This window comes from Halobacillus salinus, assembly GCF_004684905.1.
Taxonomy (GTDB): domain Bacteria; phylum Bacillota; class Bacilli; order Bacillales; family Halobacillaceae; genus Halobacillus; species Halobacillus salinus.
The window spans coordinates 166024-189914 of sequence record NZ_SRJC01000003.1; the positions used below are offsets into that span (position 1 = coordinate 166024).

At 46.1% G+C, this 23891-nt stretch carries 16 protein-coding genes; 4 read left to right on the top strand and 12 right to left on the bottom strand.

The features are described 5' to 3' along the window. Positions 1-286: 286 nt before the first annotated feature. From E4663_RS13340 to E4663_RS13385, 10 genes are all read right to left on the bottom strand, one after another. Positions 287-631 (bottom strand): phage holin family protein, encoded by a 345-nt coding sequence (locus E4663_RS13340; RefSeq protein ID WP_079478211.1) that lies wholly within the window; start codon positions 629-631, stop codon positions 287-289. 18 nt (positions 632-649) lie between these two features. Next, complete coding sequence (locus tag E4663_RS13345) at positions 650-1678, bottom strand: DUF4097 family beta strand repeat-containing protein (protein ID WP_135327975.1); 1029 nt, start codon at positions 1676-1678, stop codon at positions 650-652. A 127-nt stretch (positions 1679-1805) separates the two neighbouring features. Beyond that, positions 1806-2462, bottom strand: a complete 657-nt coding sequence (gene bshB2, locus E4663_RS13350; RefSeq protein WP_079478209.1) for a bacillithiol biosynthesis deacetylase BshB2 — start codon at positions 2460-2462, stop codon at positions 1806-1808. Then, a complete protein-coding gene (locus tag E4663_RS13355) occupies positions 2455-2826 on the bottom strand; it encodes a YojF family protein (RefSeq protein ID WP_079478208.1) in 372 nt (123 codons plus the stop codon). Before E4663_RS13355 ends, bshB2 begins: the two co-directional genes overlap by 8 nt. A 75-nt stretch (positions 2827-2901) precedes the next feature. Continuing rightward, positions 2902-5778 carry an excinuclease ABC subunit UvrA gene (gene uvrA / locus E4663_RS13360; RefSeq protein ID WP_079478207.1) on the bottom strand — a complete coding sequence of 959 codons (2877 nt, stop codon included), beginning with the start codon at positions 5776-5778 and terminating at the stop codon, positions 2902-2904. Between the two features lie 7 nt (positions 5779-5785). After that, positions 5786-7768 carry an excinuclease ABC subunit UvrB gene (uvrB, locus tag E4663_RS13365; protein ID WP_135327976.1) on the bottom strand — a complete coding sequence of 661 codons (1983 nt, stop codon included), beginning with the start codon at positions 7766-7768 and terminating at the stop codon, positions 5786-5788. A gap of 163 nt (positions 7769-7931) precedes the next feature. Then, entirely contained in the window at positions 7932-11162 is a 3231-nt protein-coding gene (locus E4663_RS13370) for an ATP-binding protein (RefSeq protein ID WP_135327977.1), read from the bottom strand. Continuing rightward, a complete protein-coding gene (locus E4663_RS13375; protein WP_135327978.1) occupies positions 11159-11518 on the bottom strand; it encodes a response regulator in 360 nt (119 codons plus the stop codon). Before E4663_RS13375 ends, E4663_RS13370 begins: the two co-directional genes overlap by 4 nt. Next, positions 11496-13157 (bottom strand): diguanylate cyclase, encoded by a 1662-nt coding sequence (locus E4663_RS13380; protein WP_079478203.1) that lies wholly within the window; start codon positions 13155-13157, stop codon positions 11496-11498. The genes E4663_RS13375 and E4663_RS13380 overlap by 23 nt, the downstream gene beginning before the upstream one ends. Positions 13158-13669: 512 nt before the next feature. Then, entirely contained in the window at positions 13670-15253 is a 1584-nt protein-coding gene (locus tag E4663_RS13385; RefSeq protein ID WP_135327979.1) for a peptide chain release factor 3, read from the bottom strand. A gap of 275 nt (positions 15254-15528) precedes the next feature. Between E4663_RS13385 and E4663_RS13390 the strand changes: the two genes are divergently transcribed. Beyond that, entirely contained in the window at positions 15529-18732 is a 3204-nt protein-coding gene (locus E4663_RS13390; protein ID WP_135327980.1) for a DEAD/DEAH box helicase, read from the top strand. A 575-nt stretch (positions 18733-19307) separates the two neighbouring features. Here E4663_RS13390 and E4663_RS13395 read toward each other — a convergent pair. Together E4663_RS13395 and E4663_RS13400 are read right to left on the bottom strand one after the other, a co-directional pair. Then, the gene (locus E4663_RS13395) at positions 19308-20189 is read right to left on the bottom strand and encodes a COX15/CtaA family protein (protein WP_079478200.1); all 882 of its coding nucleotides are present in this window, start codon (positions 20187-20189) and stop codon (positions 19308-19310) included. A 102-nt stretch (positions 20190-20291) separates the two neighbouring features. After that, positions 20292-20858: a zinc dependent phospholipase C family protein gene (locus tag E4663_RS13400; protein ID WP_176140557.1), complete on the bottom strand. Its 567-nt coding sequence runs from the start codon at positions 20856-20858 to the stop codon at positions 20292-20294. Positions 20859-20937: 79 nt separating this feature from the next. On the opposite strand from E4663_RS13400, the gene E4663_RS13405 reads away from it, so the two are divergent. The 3 genes from E4663_RS13405 (at position 20938) to E4663_RS13415 (ending at position 23879) form a co-directional block, all read left to right on the top strand. Beyond that, positions 20938-21588 (top strand): haloacid dehalogenase type II, encoded by a 651-nt coding sequence (locus tag E4663_RS13405; RefSeq protein ID WP_158290495.1) that lies wholly within the window; start codon positions 20938-20940, stop codon positions 21586-21588. Between the two features lie 183 nt (positions 21589-21771). Next, positions 21772-22311 carry a PadR family transcriptional regulator gene (locus tag E4663_RS13410; RefSeq protein ID WP_135327982.1) on the top strand — a complete coding sequence of 180 codons (540 nt, stop codon included), beginning with the start codon at positions 21772-21774 and terminating at the stop codon, positions 22309-22311. Further along, entirely contained in the window at positions 22308-23879 is a 1572-nt protein-coding gene (locus tag E4663_RS13415; protein WP_135327983.1) for an MFS transporter, read from the top strand. The genes E4663_RS13410 and E4663_RS13415 overlap by 4 nt, the downstream gene beginning before the upstream one ends. Positions 23880-23891 lie beyond the last annotated feature (12 nt).

The window sequence follows — 23891 nt, forward strand, 5'->3', positions numbered from 1 at the left end:
CGCTTGTAAAATTCAAAAATCTTCTGGAATGCAAAAAAGGTCGAATAAACAATGTTTACTCGACCTTGGGTAATCAATTATATCTTCCTTTTTCACGTACATCCCTACTCAAAATGGCAGAGAGAGGTCGTTTAGCTGCCCTTTTGGACGAGACGCGCCAGTGAAATGGCCAAGAGCAAGGCTCTCTCTGCCCTGATGAAGGGAAACCATTCGAGAAAAGGCAGAGAGCGACTCCCTAGCTGCCATTATATTTATAATCTCTTCGCAAAAGGGCAGATAGAAATTACTAATCTTTGATAAAGCTGTTCAACACTAAGTTGATAAGGGAAATGATGATTGCAGCAACAATTGCAATTCCGAAACCAGCCATTTCAAACGTGCTTCCAAGCAGCCAATCCGTCAGTCCTAAAGTGATCGCATTAATGACGAACAAGAACAGCCCTAAAGAGAGAATCGTGATCGGCAATGTCAGCACAACGAGAATCGGGCGGACAATGGCGTTCAATATAGAGAGAATAAAAGCTGCAAGCAACGCGCCTCCAACTCCTGAAATACTGACACCATCTAACAGTGCTCCAACTGCAATAATGGCAACCGCGTTTACGATTATGTGTAAAAACCAACTTTTCATCCTGATGCACCTACTTCCTTAATCAAAATGTTTTTCACCTGTTTGTACGGTCACGGCTCCCGTTTTCGCTTCCGCTTCCAAACTGAAGCGGGACGAAAGCTCGGTATTCGCTTCGAACTCGATGACTTTATTCATGAATTCATCTCTTCTTCTTATAATCGTCTTGTCTGGTACACGGCAATTGATTTGCCCTAAGTGAGAACGGAGTATTCCGGAAAGTCGTTTATTCTTCGGAACCGTCACTTGCACCTGTCCGGTGGATGTTTTGTAAGTACCTTGATAAGCACGGTCACCGATATGTCGAACGGTCACTAAACCGCTGATGGCGTTCGCTTCACTCTTTCCAATAGAACCTTCGATGGTAATTTCCCCGTGCACGGTCTCTACTTTACATGTTTCGAAATCAGCTTTCAGAAGGGAGACGGCCCCATGCCCCGTTTCCACCTTGCAGCTTTCCCCACGAATATCGTCCAGTTGGACTTTGCCATTTGACGTTTTGACTTGGAGGTGGTCGCTTCGCATCGAGGAAAGATCGAAATGACCATTCGTAAGCTGAGCCTTGATGAATTCATAGGACTGATCTGGAACGAAGAGTTCTACGTCAACTTTCACCTGTTTCGAAGGACTTGCGACACGTAGTAGCCCTGACTCTAACGTGAACTGCCCGTCATCTCGGAACCGGTCTCTCGCTTCTTTTTCCGTTTGAACTTGATAGACTTTCACATGGTAGTTGGCATAGACGTAGTCTTTTTCTGTTGATCGCACTTTCATAGAACCATTGGCTATCCACAGATCCATGTCTTTCAACTCACCAGCGTCTAAACTTATCTGTTCATCAAACTCTACGAATTCGCCGAACTTGAAATCCAGGTCGACGTTTTTGATTTTTTCGACTGCGTCATCAAAAAAGTTACGGAGTCCGTATGTTGAGGATGTTTTGGTGTGGGATTGCGCTTCCGAATTCGCCTTTAACAATTCCGCTCCTTCTTCTGCGGTTATAATCCCTTCTTCTATCATTTTCAATATCTTCATGCGTTCTTGGTCCATTGCTTCCTCCTCCTTCTCCTATGTACAAGCATTCCCTTTGTCATTTAAGAAAAAACAGCCTTAGACATTAAAAAAGTAGTTCAATGAAAGGATATGAGCTACGGCCCTTCCACTGAACTACTTTGGGTTAAGAAAAATTATATTTGTAAAAGCGCTCCGTCTTCAACCGTTGGAGCTGCTCAGACTGCTGGTCTTGGCTCTTGATCAGACTCATCATGCCGTCAGCTTGTGATAAGTGCGCCTTGATCGCAGCGAGTTTCCGGTCCCAGTAAGGCGAGATATCATGTACGATATCCGGTTTGCCTAAATCCGCTTCATGATCATTGGAAATGGCATGCATCCAAATTTCAGGACGCTCATCTGGCTTCATCAGCCGAACTGCTTCTACTACGGCTGCACCTAATGCATCATGGTCGGGGTGGACCGCATAGCCGGGATAGTGAGTGATGATGACACTCGCTTCAAGCGCTTCGATCCGCTCTTTGAGATGGTTCGCTATTTGTTCACGCTGTTCGAATTCGAGTGTTTTATCACGGTAGCCAAGATACTCGACATCGATATCTAATTCTCTCGCAGCTTCCTTCAGCTCTTTACGTCTGAACTGCGCAAGTGTTTCACGGTTGGCAAAAGGAGGATTCCCCATGTTCCTTCCCATTTCACCAAGTGTTCCGCAAAGGTACGTCACAGGTACCCCTTTGCTTCTGAATTCTGAAATCGTCCCCGAAGCACCAAATGATTCATCATCTGGATGAGGGAAAATGACGACTACGTGCTCTTTACTCATCCAGATCAGCCTCGCTTGAGAATGGTGTTTCACTGATCTCTAAAGCAACCATCAATCGCCCTTCGCGGTCGTGCCCCGCCATAAGAAGACGGTTCTTTTCATCGATTTCATAATCGGTGACACCTTCTGCATAAACCCAACCGATATCAAGCTTCAGCCCTACTCGGTACGACCCACCAGTACTGATGATTTTCCCGTGTTGATAACGGACTTTTGCGTTGCGGATGAACGCCCCTACGTTGTAAGCAGCTTCATCAAAGTGACTGGCATAAGCACCATTCGTTGTTTCAAGGTGAATATATACTTCTTTGTTAGCAAGTTCATTAATTTTATTTTGAACGGATTGTTGTTCGATTGTTTCCATTACTTTACTTCCCCCTTTGTACCATGTTGGCTTCAACGTAAACATTACGGAATGCTGGGAGAGGTGTCAAAGCATTTACTTACTCGACACCTTTTCTTTCGTATTCAGCTTGTCTTCCATCCGCTTTCGGTCACGTTCCAATACCGGCTTCAAGTACTTCCCGGTATAAGAGCCCGACTGCTCGGCCACTTGTTCAGGAGTGCCACTTGCGATGATTTGACCGCCTTTTTCTCCCCCTTCAGGCCCGAGGTCGATAATATGGTCCGCTTCTTTGATGACATCGAGGTTGTGCTCGATGATCAATACGGAATCCCCGTTATCCACTAGGCGCTGCAAGACTTTGAGAAGACGGGATATATCGTCGACATGCAGTCCAGTCGTCGGCTCATCCAAGATGTAGAAGGACTTCCCGTTCGAACGGCGATGAAGTTCACTCGCAAGCTTAACGCGCTGCGCCTCTCCGCCTGACAGTGTCGTCGCCGGCTGTCCGAGTTTGATGTACTCAAGCCCTACATCAGCAACGGTTTGCAGCTTCCGTTTGATTTTCGGGATATTGGCGAAGAAATCTAGCGCTTCTTCAATCGTCATCTGTAGCACATCGGAGATACTCTTATTTTTATATTTCACTTCCAACGTTTCTCGGTTGTAACGTTTGCCATTACATACTTCACAAGGTACATACACATCTGGTAGGAAGTGCATCTCGATTTTGATGATTCCATCTCCACGACATGCTTCACAACGTCCGCCTTTTACGTTGAAACTGAAACGTCCCTTCTTATAGCCACGGATCTTCGCTTCGTTCGTTTGAGCAAATACGTCACGGATGTTATCAAACACACCGGTATAAGTCGCTGGGTTGGAACGAGGCGTTCGACCGATCGGAGACTGGTCGATGTCGATGACTTTTTCAAGCTGATTTATGCCTTCCACCGCTTTGTGTTTACCAGGCTTCTGCTTCCCGTTATGCAATTTCATAGAAAGAGATTTATACAAAATTTCATTGATCAGTGTACTTTTCCCTGAACCGGAAACGCCTGTCACCGCTGTGAATACTCCTAATGGAATGTCTGCATTTACTTTTTTCAGGTTGTTCTCTTCCGCTTTCTTGATTTCCAAGTAGCGGCCATCTGGCTTGCGACGTTCTGCCGGAAGAGGGATGAACTTCTTACCAGACAAGTACTGGCCGGTTAAAGACTTTCCGCTCTTCATGACTTGCTTCGGTGTTCCCTGCGTTACGATTTGACCTCCATGAGCTCCAGCTCCCGGTCCGATATCGATAAGGTAGTCTGCAGCAAGCATCGTGTCTTCGTCGTGCTCGACAACAATCAACGTATTATCGAGGTCGCGCATGTTTTTCAATGTATCGATCAGACGGTCATTGTCTCGCTGGTGAAGACCGATGGACGGTTCATCCAGCACGTAAAGTACACCGGTTAAAGCAGAACCGATCTGCGTTGCCAAACGTATACGCTGGGCTTCCCCACCAGAGAGCGTACCTGCAGAACGCGATAATGTAAGATAGTCTAGTCCCACGTTCGCCAAGAACGATAGGCGCTCACAGATCTCCTTCAAAATCATGTGCGCGATCGCTTTTTCTTTCTCTGTAAGGTCGACGCCTTCAAAGAACTCCTTCGCCTCTGTAACCGAATAATCCGTCGTTTGTCCGATATGCTTTCCATTGATCAAGACAGCAAGTGCTTCTTCATTCAGACGATTCCCTTTACATTTCGGGCAAGGTTTCTGTGCCATATACTTTTCCATCTGTTCGCGAATATAATCTGAGCTTGTTTCGTGGTAGCGGCGAGAGATGTTCGGGATGACCCCTTCGAAGAAAATCTCGTTCTCCCGTACCTTTCCGAAGTCATTCTCATAGCGGAAATAGATTTTCTCATCTCCACTGCCATACAACACCCGCTCCATCTGTTCTTCGGGAAGTTCATTGACAGGAGTATCCATATCGATGCCGTAGTGATCGGCAACGCTCTTCAATAAAGAAGGATAGTACTGAGAACTTTGCGGTTCCCATGGTGCTATCGCGTGGTCTCGAAGTGTTCTCGACCAGTCTGGTATGACTAAATCGATATCCACCTCAAGCTGTGTGCCTAGACCATCACAACGGCTACATGCTCCGTATGGGCTGTTGAAGGAGAACATGCGGGGCTCCAATTCACTTACAGAGAAGCCACAAATCGGGCAAGCGTGGTGCTCACTGAACATCAACTCTTCTTCCCCGATGACATCTACAATCGTGTGACCACCGCCTAAATTAAGAGCTGTTTCCAGCGAGTCTGACAACCTGCCTTCGACGCTGTCTTTGACAACGATACGGTCGACGACGACTTCAATCGAGTGTTTTTTATTTTTATCGAGTTTTATTTCCTCGGAAATTTCGCGCATTTCTCCGTCGACTCTTAGACGAATGTAGCCCTCTTTCTGCAGCTGTTGGAAGACTTTCACGTGCTCTCCTTTTCGTCCTGAAACGACCGGAGCGAGAATCTGCAGTTTTGTCCGCTCTGGATATTCCATGACGCGGTCCACCATTTGCTGAACGGTTTGAGAACTGATTTCAACTCCGTGCTTCGGGCACGTCGGTCGGCCGATTCTTGCGAAAAGAAGTCGCAGGTAATCGTAAATCTCTGTCACGGTCCCGACAGTCGACCTTGGGTTACGACTCGTTGTTTTCTGGTCAATTGAAATTGCCGGGGACAGCCCTTCGATCGCATCCACATCCGGCTTGTCCATCTGCCCTAAGAACTGACGGGCATATGCACTCAGCGATTCCACATAACGCCTCTGCCCTTCCGCATAAATCGTATCGAATGCCAAGGAGGACTTTCCGGATCCGGAAAGTCCCGTCATGACAACAAGTTTATTTTTGGGAATATCGATATCAACATTTTTCAGATTGTGGGCACGTGCGCCTCTAATACTGATATATTTACTGGCCATAGTACCATCATCCCTCCGCTTTCAGCTCAAGTAATGCATCACGCAGTTCTGCTGCACGCTCGAAGTCGAGGTCTTTTGCAGCCTGCTTCATCTCGGTTTCTAGGTTGTCGATTACTTCCTGACGTTCTTTCTTCGTCATCTCTGATGGGCGTTTGCCTTCTGTTTCATAGGATTCTTCGCCCTCTGATACCGCTGTCGCTTTAATGACATCACGCACTTCTTTCTTGATAGTCTTCGGTGTGATGCCATGTTCTTCGTTATAGGCGATTTGAGCTTCACGCCTGCGGTACGTTTCATCTATTGCAAATTGCATCGATTTCGTCATCTTATCGGCATACATGATGACGCGTCCGTTCTCGTTACGAGCGGCACGTCCAATCGTCTGGATCAGCGAACGGTCCGAACGCAGGAACCCTTCTTTGTCTGCATCCAAAATCGTGACTAAGGATACTTCCGGTATATCCAGTCCTTCCCGTAACAAGTTGATTCCAATCAATACATCATATTTCCCGACTCGGAGATCTCGGATGATCTCGATACGCTCAAGCGTTTTGATTTCCGAATGCAAGTAGGCGACCTTGATACCCAAGTCCTTCAGATAATCGGTAAGGTCTTCCGACATTTTCTTCGTTAGCGTCGTCACAAGGATACGTTCATTTTTCTCTTTGCGTTTGTTTATTTCGCCAATCAGGTCATCGATCTGGCCGTGAATCGGACGCACGTCGATTTCTGGATCAAGCAGCCCCGTCGGCCGGATGATCTGCTCGGTCATCTCCGGTGTATGTTCGATTTCATATGGACCTGGTGTTGCTGATACATATGTGATCTGATTGATATGTTCTTCGAATTCCGGGAACTGCAGTGGCCGGTTGTCCATGGCAGAAGGAAGACGGAATCCGTGATCGACAAGTACTTGCTTCCTCGCTCGGTCTCCGTTATACATTCCTCTGATCTGAGGCAGTGTCACGTGCGATTCGTCGATCATAATTAAGAAATCATCAGGAAAATAGTCCAGAAGCGTATAAGGTGTCGCTCCGGCTTCGCGGAAAGTCAGGTGTCTGGAATAATTCTCGATTCCTGAACAGAAGCCCATTTCCCTCATCATTTCTAAATCATAGTTTGTACGCTGTTCTAATCGCTGCGCTTCCAGAAGTTTGTCATTCTCACGAAGCTCTGCGACACGTTCTTCTTTTTCTTTCTCAATATTTTCAATCGCTTTTTTCAGTTTTTCTTCTCGGGTTACGAAGTGGGAAGCAGGGAAAATCGCTACGTGTTCCCGGTCTCCGACTACTTCCCCTGTCAGTACATCAATCTCACGTATCCTGTCTATTTCGTCACCGAAGAATTCTACACGCATGGCATGCTCTTCACGAGAAGCCGGGATAATTTCCACAGAGTCACCACGAACACGGAATGTTCCGCGCTGGAAGTCGATATCATTACGCGCATACTGGATATCGACGAGATCACGAAGCAACTGATCACGATCCTTTTCCATACCCATGCGGATAGACAACACTTGACTGCGGTATTCTTCCGGTGAACCTAAACCGTAAATGCAGGATACACTGGCTACAATGATGACGTCGTTCCGTTCGAATAAGGCAGATGTAGCAGAGTGCCTCAATTTATCGATTTCATCGTTGATACTGGCATCCTTTTCAATGAAGGTATCCGATGAAGGCACATAAGCTTCAGGCTGATAGTAATCATAATAACTAACAAAATACTCAACGGAATTGTTAGGGAAGAATTCTTTGAATTCACTATAAAGTTGTCCTGCAAGCGTCTTGTTATGAGCAATGATCAATGTCGGTTTGTTTACTTCCTGGATGACATTGGACATCGTAAAGGTCTTACCTGTACCTGTTGCGCCAAGCAAGGTTTGGTGTTTTTCCCCTCGATTAATTCCATCGACGAGTTCTTTGATGGCTTTCGGCTGATCGCCTTGAGGCGAGTATTGAGAGACTAATTCGAATTTATGATCCACGACGAAAACCTCCGTTCAGACTTTTCATCAATAGTTTACCACACTATACTACCATTCTAACCTTCTACGAACAAACATTCGGTTTTGGATATGTAAAATTTTTTCATGAAACAAAAACGAACCACCTTATGTCTACATTCACACAAGGTAGTTCGTGGGTATATTAACTAGTTAGATCGGTGTCAGCAATTAATATCTGACCGTTTTTCTTATTATGGAAAATCGTCTGCAGGATGACGGTGGACAATTTCTTCAGAGGATAGGGTTTCACGAGATAGCCCTCCACTTCGAGATCCGTCGCACGTTCAGATTCACTTAAAGCACTGGAAATGAAAATCGGAACATCCTTCAAATGATTCTGTTTTTTAATAGCCTCGATAATATCCCATCCACTCACTTGGTCCGCAAGCGTCAAATCAACGATAAACGCATCCGGTTTCATATCAGGAAGGGACTGCAGAACAGATGCCCCTTCATTATACTGGGAAACCTTGATCGCGACGTCTTCCAGTTCATCTTCAATCAGGTTGGAAAGCGTCCGGTCATCCTCGATTAGGACTACTTGAGGTAAGTGGTCCGATTTTTTTGTATCTCCTTTTCTCGGTTCATAGAGTGGGAGGATAACAGAGAACACACTACCGACACCTGGCTCTGAGTGGACAGTAATTCTGCCTTGATGCGATTCCACAATCTCTTTACTGATTGCAAGCCCGAGCCCCGTTCCGCCAATTTTTCTCTGACTGGAGTTATCGATCCGGTGAAACTTCGTGAAGAGTTTCGGAAGTTCGTGCTCTGGGATTCCGATTCCTTCATCAGAAATGTGCAAGACCAATTGTTCTTCATCTTGATTCATCGCCACCACTACTTCTCCTCCATCTGGAGAAAATTTGACTGCGTTGCCGATCAGGTTGGTGAATAGCTGAGTCATCTTGCCACGATCTGCATGGACAAGCGCGTTGGAAGTTTGATCGCATAACCGAATGGCATGATCCGGGTTGCTCACTTGCAAGTTGTCCGTGACTTCCTGCACCACTTCCGCCAAGTCCACCCGCTCTTTCTTGAAGGTTTCCCTTCCGGTTTCCATCCGCTGCAAATCCAGGAAGTCATTGATCAAGTTCGTCAGTCTCTTCGCCTCACGGTGAATCGTGTTCAAATATTTCTTCTGACGCTCTTCTGGTAAATCACGGTGGATCATCAACTCTGTGTACCCGAGCACACTAGCGAGCGGGGTCCTAAGTTCGTGGCTGACCGTGCTGACTAAGTTCGTTTTCATTTCATTTACTTCGTACTCACTCGTTATATCACGGAATACGAATAACGTACCTTCTTTATCTTCATGGTGATAAATCGGCTCCCCATACAATTCGACTACCCGCTTTTCTTTCCCCAGGTCTACTTCGAAGCGGTGGGTATTGGATGGGATGGATTCAGAGAAGACCATCCCTTTGAAGAAGGATACGAACCTTTCGCAATCGACGATATGGTGGCAAACTTTCTGCAACCATTGATGGATCGTGAAGTCAACGAGAGACTCATGTTGATAATGAGCTAAATTCAAGAAACGCAGCCAGTTCTGATTGTACTGAGCAATGCCCCCCTCATCATCTACGAATAGAATACCTTCATTGATATTGTCGATGATGTCTTGGTTCAACTGGCGATTGATTTCCGTTTGTTCATAGGAGTCGATCCTCTCAATATATAAGGACACTCTCTGCAAAATAGAAAACATTTCATCTATCTCTTGTCTGTCATACTCTTTCCCTACTCTTGTGACTGCTAATAGCGCAATCAAAGTGTTCTTTGAATCATACAAAGGAACATGAAGATCATAAGCAGGGGTATTGTCCAATAAGTACCCTTGCTCTTCCCCACCTACTTCTCGTTCTCTTAAGAAATACGTCTCGTTGTGATGTATACGATCAATCACATGGGCAAAAGCTTCCCTCGAATATTCATTCCGATTCCATTCCCCCATTCCAACTGTCGCAGCTTCTCCGGAATCAAGAAGGAGAAACATGCCGTAGTCGAATGGGTAGAGGTGAGATAGACGATGGATGACGACATCAAGTAATTGACGGGTGTCCATAGTAGCGGACAGGTCTTGGTTCAGCGTATTCATCTTCTCGACCGTACTCTTTGCTGCCTCTGTTTCTGTTAGAGCTTGCTTTAATTGTTCAGAAGTCTTCCTGCGCTCGGTGATATCCTGTTGAATGACAATATATTGTTCAATATCACCTTGCTCATTGATATTCGGAACAATCGCCGTGTCCGCATAGAAGTGTTCTCCGTCTTTCCGCACACACGTCAATTCTCCTTTCCACACCCGACCGTGTTCGAGTCCGTGGAAAGCTTTTTGAATATCTGTATTGCGTTGTCCCTCCTGTCCCTCTATTAAACTAAGGAAATGACGCCCTTCCAACTCTCTTTCCCTGTACATCGATGCGTCCGCTAACAGACTATTACTAGATTCAATCCACCCGCCTTTGTCGAGGCGAGCTACCATAGACGAAGCGTTCAGCGCTAAGTCCTTGTTCCTCAAATCATTCACGTACGCCTCCAACATCTCTTGTTGAGCGACCAGCTCTTCATTTTGAGCGGATTGATTCTCTTCTCTTTCCGTGATTTGTTCGGTCATATGACGGAAGGAGCGAGTCAGTTTTCCGATCTCATCCTGCCTTTTAGAGGATGGGAGTTCATGATAGTGGCCCGCAGCAATCGCTTCTGATGCTTCTGCAAGTTCCGTCAACGGCTGCCCGACCCCTCTGCTCAAATTTCGGAAGGCGAGTGAAAGTATAGCAATCACGACTACTAACAGCCCGAACATCAAGTAAGAAATCCGCTCTACACGAGTAAGAAATTCATTACTTTCTTCGTTTATATGAGACTGGGCTTCTTCTGAAATAGTATGGAGCTGGCTGATCAAGTTGTTGACCTCAAGCGTTGTATTATTCAATCCCGCTTCATGTATCGCTTCGTAATTCTCTGTTTCTACCAGCTGCTGTACCGGAGGGAACCGGTCCTCCCAATATGTCCTTACAAACTGTCCGAGCGTATGGATCAACTGATACTCTTCTGCGCTCAAAGACAGCTGCTTCGCTTCCTCAATCTGCGACAATAATCGAAGACGGTCCTGCCTAGCCTGCTGTAGTTCATCCTCGTTGGAAAAAGCGACATAGCCCCTGACACGAAACACCATCGACTCGTATGTATCTGTAATGTTTTCAAGTATATTCATCTTCTGTGTCAGCTGCTGAGATTCATTTTGCTGCTGCGTTTTATTCGTGTATTGAACGAAGAAAAGGACAGAAGTCGCCACACACGTAATGACCACGACCGTAATCATGGCCAATAAAAACTTTCTTCTGATCGACCTTTGGAAATACTCGATCATGTCAAGATTTCCTCTACCATCTGAATCAACTCAAGCGGACTGAAGGGCTTTGCCATAAAATAACGAATGCCGACATCCTTTGATTGCTGGATATCCGAATCCTGTGTTTTGGCCGTCAACATGACAAGAGGAGTCTGCTGTTTCCACTCCTCACTCAGTTGAGAAGCGACTTCTATCCCTGTGTACTCCGGCATCATATAATCCAATATGACAAGATCAAGCGACTCTTGTCCCATAATCGATAACGCTTCTGCTCCGTCACTTGCTTCGATCACTTCATATCCTTCATCTTCTAATGTATCGGTGATGAGCATGCGAAGCACTTCCTCATCATCAGCGACTAATATTCGTTTCATGACTTTTTCCTCCTTTATGACGACTGACGATTCTTCTGATTCTAGCGACCAACTCATCCATACTGAAAGGTTTGGTCATGTAATCATCCGCTCCCAAGTCGAGCGCTTGAATGATGTCGTCTCCTCTCTGCCTTGCCGTCAGCATCATCACAATCGAATCCTGATCATACTCACGGAAATCCTTCAGTACATCAAGCCCATCCTTCTCCGGTAAAATCCCGTCTAATAGTACGACATGCTTATAGCTGTCTGAAGGGGATTCACGCAAGAAATCTTCTCCCGTTTCATATGTCCACACTTCGGTCGGAGCATCGTAGAAAGTTAGTTCTGATAGTCGATCTTCGAGCATATTGCGGATCACCGCATCATCATCGACGATAGAAATATGTAAACTCTTGCTTTCTTGGACCATCTGAATCATTTCCAACCCTTCCTGGTAGTTGACGACGATGCCTTTACCAGACTGTTTCCCTTTATAAAGGGCCGTGTCTGCTTGTACGATGAGATCCTCCATCTTCTTGATTCCTTCGTCCATCTCGGCCACTCCGGCAGTAAAGCTTAAGCGGAATGTTTCTCCTGAGGCATGATGAACCACCTCTTTGAAAAACTTGAGAACATCGTGGATCCGCTTCTGGGCATCCAATTGATTGATCTCAGGCATGACGATGATGAATTCTTCCCCACCGTAACGGACAACAACGTCTTCCGCCCTCGTCTGGGTCCTGAGCACTTCGGACAGTTTCTTCAATACCTGATCTCCTACGATATGACCGTACGTATCGTTCACCCGTTTGAAATTATCCAAATCAAGCACTACTAAGCAGAAAGGAACTCGATCTCTCTTGAACGTCTGCTTCTTCTTATCCAATAGCTCATATAAATAACTGCGGTTATAAGCCTTGGTTAATTTATCGGTAGTGATCTGTTTTCTTAAAGAATGAACATGCACTAAACGGTTTCTGATGATCGTGTTTAATAAATCGAAATCAAGCGGTTTTGTGAAAAAATCAAGCGCCGTCGTTTCATACACCCGCATCGCAAGTTCTTTCGAATGGTCGGCACTAATGACCATAACAGGCGTTAACGTGCTGTTCGTCTGAGACCCGATTTCTTTGATGATCTCAAGGCCATTCTTACCTTGTAGATAATAATCCACGATCAGGAGGTCAGGCTTCTCATCATAAAACGTCTTCAATGCCCGATCTTCCGTGGTCGCCATCAGGACGTTATATCCATACCCCTCCATCGTCTCTCTAAAGTAATGCAGAAATTCCAGATCGTCCTCCAGAATCAGGATTGTCGGTTGATCTGGTAATGACGCTGCCCGCGCTTCCGTTTCACTAGGAGAAATCGGGTGGAAGTCATGCTCCGTAAAATCGACATGCAAAAAAATAGGCTGAAACAGCTCCGCCCATTCATGCTCCTGCCACTTTCGCTCCGATTCCGGATCCAACGCCTTCCGCACGCTCTCCGCCGCTTCAGCCAAACGCTCCAATCCGATCGAAGCTCCGGTACCTTTGATTGTATGTAATAGCTTATAAATCTCTTTTTCTGTGACAGATGATTCATCATGCCACTGTGCTAATCGACTCGATAGATTTTTCAAAAATAATTGTTGATACTTCTCGAATGCCTGCACGCTTTCACTCCTATACCATGTTGAAACTATTAGTTCTATTATACTAAAAAATGCATGATTCGAATAATTAATATTAGAAAAAATAGGTAAGATGTTTATTTTTCCTTAGGAATAGAACCAGCGAATTTGCACCGCTCCGGCAACATACTTCGCTTGATTTAGTGGGCTGTACTTTAAAAATCGTTTTTCTGGATAGGATTTGTTTGTACAAGCCTCTTCACAGTAAACTCAACTTAGTCATCTACAAGAAGCATATACTTACTACAAAATCGCGATTATACCAGTTGCCATAGAAACCAGTTACTATCCCTGGATTCTGTTCCACTCAACCTTCTTAGTGGGGTGGAAAATAGGTCGACTCCTGCGGGATGCACGGACAACGGCGAGACCCCGGAAGGCAAAGCCTGAGGAGGCTCGGCGTCCGCCGCGGAAAGCGAGCTATTTTCCACCCCACGAATTGCTCATCAACCGCAAAAGAAAAACCACTACGCTCAAACGTAGTGGTTTCCTGCTTATTCAAAAGCTTGATTATACTGATTCACTTCAAACAAGTCGGTCAATTCAATATCCGGATGTTTATCTTCGAACCAACGAAGCGAGAAATCATTCTTGAACAGCACAAGCGGATTGCCTTCCCTGTCTTGCGCTAACATATTCCGCTCATCAAACAGCGACTCATCGACTTGGTCTTCTCTCAACCAACGAGGAATACGTTCTCCCATCGGAGTAAGTTCGACATCCACGTTATATTCATTCTTCATGCGGTATTCGAATACTTCGTACTGCAGTTCACCGACCGCGCCGATGATATAATCTTCAAAACGATAGCGCTTGAACAGCTGGATCGCTCCTTCTTGAACGAGCTGCTCCAACCCTTTTCGGAACTGCTTCGACTTCATGACGTTCTTCGCCGTTACCTTCTTGAATAGTTCTGGCGGGAACTGTGGCAATTCGTCGTATTCGTATTTCGACTTGCCCGTTACAATCGTATCGCCGATCCGGTAGACGTTCGGGTCATAGATTCCGATAATATCCCCAGCATAACCTTCTTCGACGGTTCCGCGTGAGGAAGCAACGAATTGGGTAGACTGAGCGAGCTTAAAGGTCTTTCCTGTCCGCGATAGTGTCACATTCATGCCACGCTCGAATTTACCGGAGCAAATACGCACGAATGCGATACGGTCACGGTGCTGCGGGTTCATATTCGCTTGGATCTTGAAAATGAAGCCAGAGAACTCTTCATTATCCGGAGATACAATGCCTTCTGTCGATTTTCTTGGAGCTGGCTCTGGTGCCATATCGATGAACGAGTTGAAGAACGTTTCGACACCGAACGGCGCCAACGCACTACCGAAGAAGACAGGTGTCTGGTCGCCTTTCAACACTTTTTCCATATCGAACTCGTCTCCTGCCTCATCCAGCAAGGCCATCTCGTCTTTGGCTTCCTGATACGTTGCCTGTTCCGTCAAGTCAGGATGTTGGTCCAACTCGTCATATGGGATGTACGTCTCTTCTTCATTACCAGTGAAACGGACGAATTCTTCGTTGTTACGATCGAATACGCCTAAGAAACGTTTACCCATTCCTGCTGGCCATGTCATCGGGTATGTTTCAATATTCAACGTCTCTTCGATTTCTTCCATTAATTCAAACGGCTCGCGTCCTTCACGGTCCATTTTGTTAATGAAAGTGAAAATAGGAATACCGCGCATTTTACAAACTTTGAACAACTTAAGGGTCTGCGCCTCGATACCCTTCGTTCCATCGATGACCATGACAACACTGTCCACGGCTGTCAGTGTACGGTACGTATCTTCACTGAAATCTTCGTGTCCAGGTGTATCGAGAATGTTGACTTGGTAATCTTTATAAGGAAAGTTCATTACACTGGATGTAACGGAGATTCCACGCTGCTTCTCGATCTCCATCCAGTCGGAAGTGGCGAATTTTCCTGATTTCTTCCCTTTAACTGTTCCGGCGGAGCGGATCAAGTTTCCGAGTAGGAGCATTTTTTCCGTCATCGTTGTTTTACCCGCATCGGGGTGGGAAATAATAGCAAATGTCCGGCGTTTTTTCATTTCATCATGTATCGTCATTATCAAATTCCTTCCAGAACAAAGGCGGAGCGCACTCACGGACGTAGCAAGCCCGACTTGATTCACCTTTGATGATTAGTGCTGATTTGTACTCACAAAAAAACCGCTCCCCTATGGCAAGCGGATTTATATCTACTTTGAAAAATAGCATACCCGCCCTCTAAAATCAACAACGAAACCATCCATGGACCTAGCCAAAAGGCATTTTCCTCCATGATAAGTTGAGTTATAATGGATAGATGATCTTTTAAAAAATTCAAGTAAGGATGCTTACGATGCAGACATACTTATTACAACCACAAGATATAAAAAAGATAACCGGCGCCTCTTTCTACACAAGAGGTAAGGAATATTTCGACAGAGGCAATGTATATGGATTGTCACACAACAGCGCGATCCGTTCATGGCGTGCTGTCGTGGCAGGGACACACGACTATGAAGTTCGTGTTTTCTTTTTTGAAGACGACGATGTCGAAGCCACCTGTGAATGCCCCGCTTACCATTCGTACTACACGTGTAAGCACATCGCCGCTGTATTGATCGCGATTCGGGAGAAAGCGTTGGAGGAACTGTCGCCGAAGCTCGCTGAACGAAGCATCCGCGACCGTCAGAAAACGTCCAACCACGACCGCTTATTCGCTATGCGTTTGTACGAAACGTTCCGAGAGCGCAGAGAACTGCGCCAGTCCGACGATTTGAAGAAGCCGCTCACGATCCAATACCAGCTGCACGTCCAGTCGCTGCTCGGGCAAAAAAGCCTGAGTGTCGAACTGAAAATGGGCGAAAGCTACCTGTACGTTATCAAGGATATTCGCGAACTACTCGAATATATGCAGAAAAAGCAGGCCTACCGCATCACGAAAAAGTTCACGTATGACCCATCCGATCACACATTGGATGAACAGGACCAGCAAATCATGAAGCTTTTGCATGATGCGTTTGAGCAGGAACATTTTTACGACCAGCAATGGACGCATTCGGATAAGAAGCGCCTGATGCTTTCTCCACTTCTCGCTCAGCAACTGCTGCCACTCTTAGCTGAAAAAGAGGCACACGTCGTTGAACGCGGCGAGAATGCAGGCGTGCTGTCTTATGAAACCGAAACGCCCGACTTCTCCTTTTATATTTCAGAAGAGCGCGGTTTGTTCCATATGCATATGAACAACTTGAAGAACTTCGAGTATTTTTCCGACTATCATTTACTGTATAAAGACGCTACCTTCTATCAAATCGATCCAGATAAGGAGGACGTACTCGGCACATTGTACAGCCTGCTTCCTTATAATTCGAATGGAAACCATTCCATCAGTCATTTCGATATGGAAGGCATCGTGTCCCACGTCCTCCCTGAGCTCGAGCGCATCGCAGATGTCCAGCTCGACCGCTCCGCTTCTGAGAAAATCGTGCAAGAGGACTTGAAAGCGGAAGTGTACTTGGACTTCCAAAGCTGGACGCTTACGATCCGCGTGAAGTTCCGTTATGGCGACGTGGAAATGGATCCGTTCAAAGCTGAGGAAAACCAGACCCAAACGATCATCCGCCGCGACAGTCAGACCGAGCAGGAGATCATGCAGATCATCGAAGCGGCAGAGTTCAAGTTCGACGGCGACATGGTCTATATCGAAGACGAAGAAGAACTCGAAGCGTTTCTGTATGAATTTTTACCGAAGTTGAAAGAGAAGGCCGAGGTCTTCCTTTCCTCGTCTGTACGTTCTTTACTGGAACAATCGAACCAAGAGCTGCAGCCATCGATTCAGATGGAGAGTGACGGAAGCTGGCTAGATATCAGCTTCACCATTGACGGAATCAGAGAAGATGATATTACCGAAGCCCTTCGTGCCGCTATTGAGAGACGGAAATACTACCGACTTTCAGATGGCGCCTTGTTGTCGCTGACGACAGAATCATTCGAACGGTTCCAACGCCTTGCCGATGAGCTCGACTTATCCGCTAAAGACGTCGACCACAACGGCATTCAAGTTTCCCAAGCGAGAAGTTTACAAGTGGACAATGTTCTTCATCCAGAGGAAAAAGAGCGCGATGAGCGCTTTTCTCAACTCGTCGAACGGTTGAAGAATCCGCAGACACTCGATGTCCAACCACCAGAAGGACTCGAGGCAGATCTCCGTCCGTACCAGCTGACCGGATTCCGGTGGATGAAGACGCTCGCGACTTACGGATTAGGCGGCATTCTAGCGGACGACATGGGACTCGGTAAGACGCTTCAGACGATCTCCTTTTTACTCTATGAAAAGGAAACCGGTGTTATGGAGCACCCAGCCCTGATCGTGACGCCTGCATCGCTTATCTATAATTGGAAAAAAGAAGTCGAGAAGTTCGCTCCAGGTTTGTCTGTAGAAGTCGTTTCAGGTGACCCTACAACGAGACAGGAAGCGATTGATGGAGCAAAGAAAGCGGACATCTGCATCACGTCCTACCCACTCATCCGTCAAGATGCTGATTTTTACAAGGACATGAAGTTCCACGCGATGGTACTTGATGAGTCTCAAGCCATCAAGAACGAAACAACCAAGACAGCGTCAGCCGTCCGCACGATTCGCGCGAAGCACCGCTTTGCCTTGAGTGGTACACCAATCGAGAACTCGTTAACAGAACTTTGGTCGATCTTCCGCACGCTCATGCCAGGCTTCTACACAAGCAAGAAAAAGTTCCTGCAAATGAAGCCGGAAAAAGTCGCACGCATGACTCGTCCGTTCATCCTGCGCCGTATGAAAACGGAAGTGCTTGATGAGCTGCCGGATAAGATCGATACAGTCCAATATTCCGAGCTTACTCGCGAACAGAAAGAAGTGTATCTAGCTTACCTCGAGCGCATTCAAAACGACATCGAGGAAACAATCGCAACGAAAGGTGTTCAGCGAGGCAAGCTCGAGATCCTTGCTGGGCTGACACGCCTCCGCCAAATCTGTTGCCACCCGGCCTTGTTCCTTGAGAATTATGAAGGACAATCCGGCAAACTCGAGCAGCTGAAAGAACTGGCACAAGAGTTGAAAGACAGCGGGCACCGCCTGCTTATCTTCTCCCAGTTCTCCAGCATGCTTACCATGCTTCACGATGAGCTATCGAAAGCAGGACTGGACGCCTTCTATCTAGACGGCAGCACCAAGTCCGAGCAGCGCATGAACATGGTTGAACGATTCAACGAAGGAGAAAAAGACGCCTTCTTCATCTCCTTGAAAGCTGGCGGAACCGGCCTGAACTTGACCGGCGCCGACACCGTCATCCTATACGACCTATGGTGGAACCCGGCCATCGAAGAACAAGCAGCCGGCCGTGCCCACCGGATCGGACAGGAGCGCGTCGTCCAAGTCATCCGGATGATTTCGCAAGGTACTATCGAAGAACGGATTTATCAACTTCAACAGAAAAAGCGCGACCTCGTCGACCAAGTTATTAAGCCTGGTGAATCGATGATTACGTCGCTGAGTGAGGAAGAGATCCGCAATCTATTTGAATGATGTTTTTAAAAAGGAAACCGGCCGATAGATGGGATTCTATCGGCCGGTCTTTTTGTTATGTATGACGGTTTGGGAGGGTTGGTCTCCTAGCTGCCATTTCATGATGATTCAATGTTTATAAGGGCAGATAGAATGGCTCTAGCTTACCTTTTTGGGTGTTTCAACGAGCAGTTTGGCAGCTAGACAGCTTCTTGCTTCCTTTTCACGCACTTCCACCACTCTTTTTGTCACTTAGACAGTATCTAGCTTCCCTTTTATCATCTTGCGCCTTCCAAATGGTCAGCTAGGCAGGCTCTCTTCCTTTTCATGAAGCTTCACCTTCCATTTTGTCACCTAGACGAGCTCTAGCTTCCTTTTCAACAGCCCCATCCCTCCAAACGGGCAGTTAGAAGAGCGCTCTCTTCCCTTTCATCTAACTCCATCCACCCTTTTGGCACCTAGAGAGCCTCTACCTTCCCTTTCAACAGCCTCAGTCTCCCAAAAAGGAAGTTAGACGCCCTCTCTCTTCCCCTAGCACCTAGAGCCCCCATACAAAAAAACAGGCTGGAATCCATACAGATTCCAGCCTGTTCCCTTTAAGCGGGCTTCCGCCTCAATTTGAACCAATAACCACCAAGAATACTCGCACCGATCGTCATCGTCACCGTCGACAGCAACATGTGGATCGAAGAAGCTTCCACAAGGTTTCCCGTCACGACAATAACGAATCCGACTACCGCATTCAGCAGAAGCGAGATCAAGTATAGCCAGGATAGCGTGACGTGATACTTGAATCGTGTCGCATAAATCACAAACCAAATCGCGGCTACTATAACCACGAATGTCGCCACCCAGTGCAAGGAATAGATGATTTTGGCTAAGTATTCGCTCGTAATCAAGTATTCGATCGCCGGCACATCGAGCAGGACATTACTAGCGCGACTGTGTTTGAAGAATGCTCCAAGAATGACTTGGGCTACATAAACGCCGAATCCGAGCATGAATGCCCGGTAGCTCATCGAAATCGACTCTCTGCTTGTTCTAGACAGCTCCACACTCTCTGCGTGCAGGCTGTAACTCAACAAGACGAGAATGATGAGCAGCAACTGACTGAATGTCACATCGAATGTTGTGAATCCTGGCGGTGTACCAAGTAGTACGTTGAATCCTCCGATCAAGGACTGAAGGACCAGTACGACGAGACTCAGAATCGCCAGAGTAAATACAGAGCGGCGCTTTCTATGCTTGTACAAAGCTCCGATTGCGTTGATCCCCGTCAACATGATGAGTAATGGGACCATTAACCGGTGGGAATATTCAATAAGAACATGATAGTTTGTAAAATCAGGGATAACATTACCGTTACAAAACGGCCAGGACGTTCCACATGCATCTCCGGAATCAGTCGCGACGACCAGATTACCGAGAATGAGAGCAAGGAATGTAACAGCCGTTGTAAGAATGGAGAATTTCTTCATCTTCTTACCCTTTCTCTATATAAAATCTTTTTAAACAGAAGTAGTACATAGTAAATCATATCACGAATCACAAAGGTTAGAGAACGAGTAAGACCTGTGATGTCATGAACTTTTTGTGAACGGACGCTTCTTTTTCCATTTTTTATAAGACCATCTCAAGAATAGGTAAAGCAAGGACAAGAGGATCAGTGTCGTGTTGATCAGGTTGAAGATTCCTGCGTAGTGATCGTCATCCCAATACGATATTGGGCTGTGGAATGTGTAGGCACTGATCGGATAGAACATAGGGACGGCATCGTTCGCATGAGTCAGGATATCAATCACGACGTGGCCGAGCCAGCCATAGGCAAGCGCCGTCCACTTCGATAGCCCTCTTCCTTTCCAAACAAAAATGATCAGGAAAAACATTCCCCATACAAATAAAGAATGCCCCACTTGCCGAAGAATGATGACAACTGGGTAATCGAACAGGTCGAAGGACATGTAGAATAGCGACCGGAGCGGGTTCGGGTCGTCCAGCACTTGAAGGGCGTTCCTCTCCACCGCCAAATATAAGAACATGACATAATAAATGATATCAGGCAGAATACTGCCAAAGATGAACCAACCTACATATTTCTGTTTTCTCGTAGCAAAAAACGTCCAATAACCATGATGCAGCGTATTCATGCTCACCCCTCACTTTCTCTCCTATTGTTTATCCCAATTTAAAAAAGGGAAACTATTCTTTTCAGAAGGAGGCTGTATTATGACATATAAAGCATACGTTTTTGATGCGTACGGAACGCTCTTCGATGTGCATTCCGTCATGGAAAAAATACATGAATTCTTTCCCGACCAGGGGGACGAAATCAGCAAGGAGTGGCGGTCACGGCAAGTGCATTACTTCCTCGTGCGTCAACTGATCGATGCTTACCGACCGTTCAGCGAAATCACCGAGTGGGCGCTGAAAGATGCCTTACTCTATAGTGGTGTGAACGCTAAGCCTGATATGGTGGCAGACCTTATGCGGGAGTATGAGCAATTGACGCCGTATGAAGAGGTAAACTCCCTAAAGCAACGATTCCCCGATCGTACGCTGACCATTTTTTCAAACGGGACAAACGCGATGCTCGAGCCATTACTTGAGCACAATGACCTTACGGATACGTTCGGATTATTGAGTGCCGACGCACCGAAAGTCTACAAACCGCACCCTGATGCGTACCACTATGCGCAAGAACAGTTAGGGTTAGAAAAAGAAGAGATCCTCTTCTTCTCAAGCAATCCTTGGGACATTACGGGAGCAGCATCGTACGGCTTCCACACGGCCTGGGTCAACCGAAAGGAACAAAAGTGGCCTGAACTCGGGATGGAACCGACACACATCCTCAACGATTTAACGGACATTCCTAAATAATAATCAATTGAACGCCTTCCGCAGTATGAAGTCAGCCACTTGGCTGGCTTTTTTGTTTGTAATTTAATATGCCTCCTCTCGATTTTTTCCATATTGAAACAATATAAATTGCCCTTTATATCTTTTCGATATATAATGATACAGCATTAAATTATATCTTGAAGATATAAAAAGGAGGATTTTATGTACGAATTATTTATTTTAGGCGAACTGATGGATAAGCCCATGCACGGCTATTTGCTGCAGCATGTTTTAGATAAGGTGGTAGGACCGAACCGAAAAATCAGCTGGGGAGTGTTGTACCCGCTCATTCAAAGGATGACAAAGGAAGAGCTTATAGAACAGCATATCCAGGAAGAAGGGGGCCGCGGGCGTCCCAAGAAAAACCTTCACATCACGTCGAAAGGGAAAGAGCGTTTTGTTGAATTGATGGAGGAGAAAATGCCCTATGACCAGACAACCGAGGACTTATTCGATATAAAACTGAGTAACTTCCATCATGTTTCTGAACAAATGCAGGTCAAGGTGCTTCATCAATACGAAGAATATTTACATTACCTGCTCGACTACCTCCTACATAACTCTCGTAATGTGGAGGATCAAGAGCAGATTTCGACTACCGAGAAGGCGAGTATCCTGCGTGTTTTACAACTCCGCAAAGCAAAAATAGAAGTGCAGTTGAATTGGGTGAAAGAAGAAAAGGAAGAGAGGGATCAGATATGAATCAAGTTCCAGGAAACCCATCACCAAAACGGTGGTTTGCTTTAGTGGCGGTCTGTTTCGGACTGTTTATGGCTTTACTTGATGTGACGATTGTAAACGTTGCACTACCGACTATTCAGGAAGAATTCAATACCGGCTTCAGTGAACTTGAGTGGGTATTGAATGCCTACACTTTAATCTTTGCAGTAGCTTTAATTACAGTTGCAAGATTAGGAGATTTATTTGGGAGAAAGAGACTCTTTATGATAGGACTGATCGTCTTCACATTAGGATCACTCCTATGTGCAATTGCTCCTAGCATCACGTTTTTGAACATTTCCAGAGGAATTCAAGGACTGGGCGCATCAGCCATGATGTCTCTATCGATGGCAATCATATCTACTACGTTCTTTGGGAAAGATCGGGGCATCGCTTTCGGTGTTTGGGGCAGTGTCAGTGGTCTTGCAACAGCGATAGGTCCGTTAGTAGGTGGCTTACTTGTTGAAAAAATCAATTGGGAATCGATTTTCCTGATCAACGTACCAATTGGATTGGTCGCACTCGTTATGGCCTTTTATTTTATTAAGGAATCGAAAGATGAACAGACTTCGAAATCGATAGACGTGTGGGGACTGTTGCTGATTACCGCTGCTGTATTCTGTCTCGTCTTCGGGTTGATCGAAGTTAACCAGCCTGAACTGGACTGGAGCTCACCAAGAATCTTGGCTCTCCTCGGAGGTTCGCTAGTCAGCTTCATCGTCTTCGTTATCGTCGAGTTGAAACTCGAAGTGCCGATGGTCAATCCAAGAATCTTTAAGAACTGGAGCTACACAGGTGCATGTATAGCGGCATTTTCATTAAGTTCTGGAGTGTACGCCTTATTCTTCTACCTCACGTTGCTTTTACAAAATTACTACGGATACTCGGCACTGGAAACAGGTGTGCGTTTCGTTACAATTAGTGGATTTGCACTTTTCCTTGGACCTGTCTCTGGCATACTGACAAGCAAAATCGGAACAAAGCTATTAATTGGACCGGCGCTTAGCCTGTTAGCAATCTCTGTCTTCATGATGACCGTCGTTTCTAGTGAAACAACTACATGGGTGGCTCTGATTCCAGCATTTCTTGTTGCCGGAATTGGAAATGGAATCGTCAATCCTCCGATCTCCACAACAGCTGTCGATACAGTACCAAACCGTATCGTAGGAATGGCATCCGGAGTTAACAATGTATCGAGACAAATAGGTATCGCTTTCGGAACCGCTTTTCTCGGAGCACTGTTATCGAATCAATATGTCCATACAATCGAAAGTAAAATAATGGATCTTAGTAGTGTTCCAGATCAAGCCAAAGGCGATATTATCGATGGCATCGCTGCCGCAGGACCGATTGCGGGGAGCCAAGGACTAAGTGGCGCTAATGCAGAAGGCTATCAGAATATGCCCGGTTTTTCAGAGATTCAAAGTATAGCAAGAACAGCCTTCGTCAATAGCCTAGACCACGTGTTCATCGCTTCCGGGATTATCTTATCTTTAGGAGCGGTCTTGAGCTTCCTGCTCATTCGCTCTAAAGACTTTAAACATGATTAAGTTTCAACCATA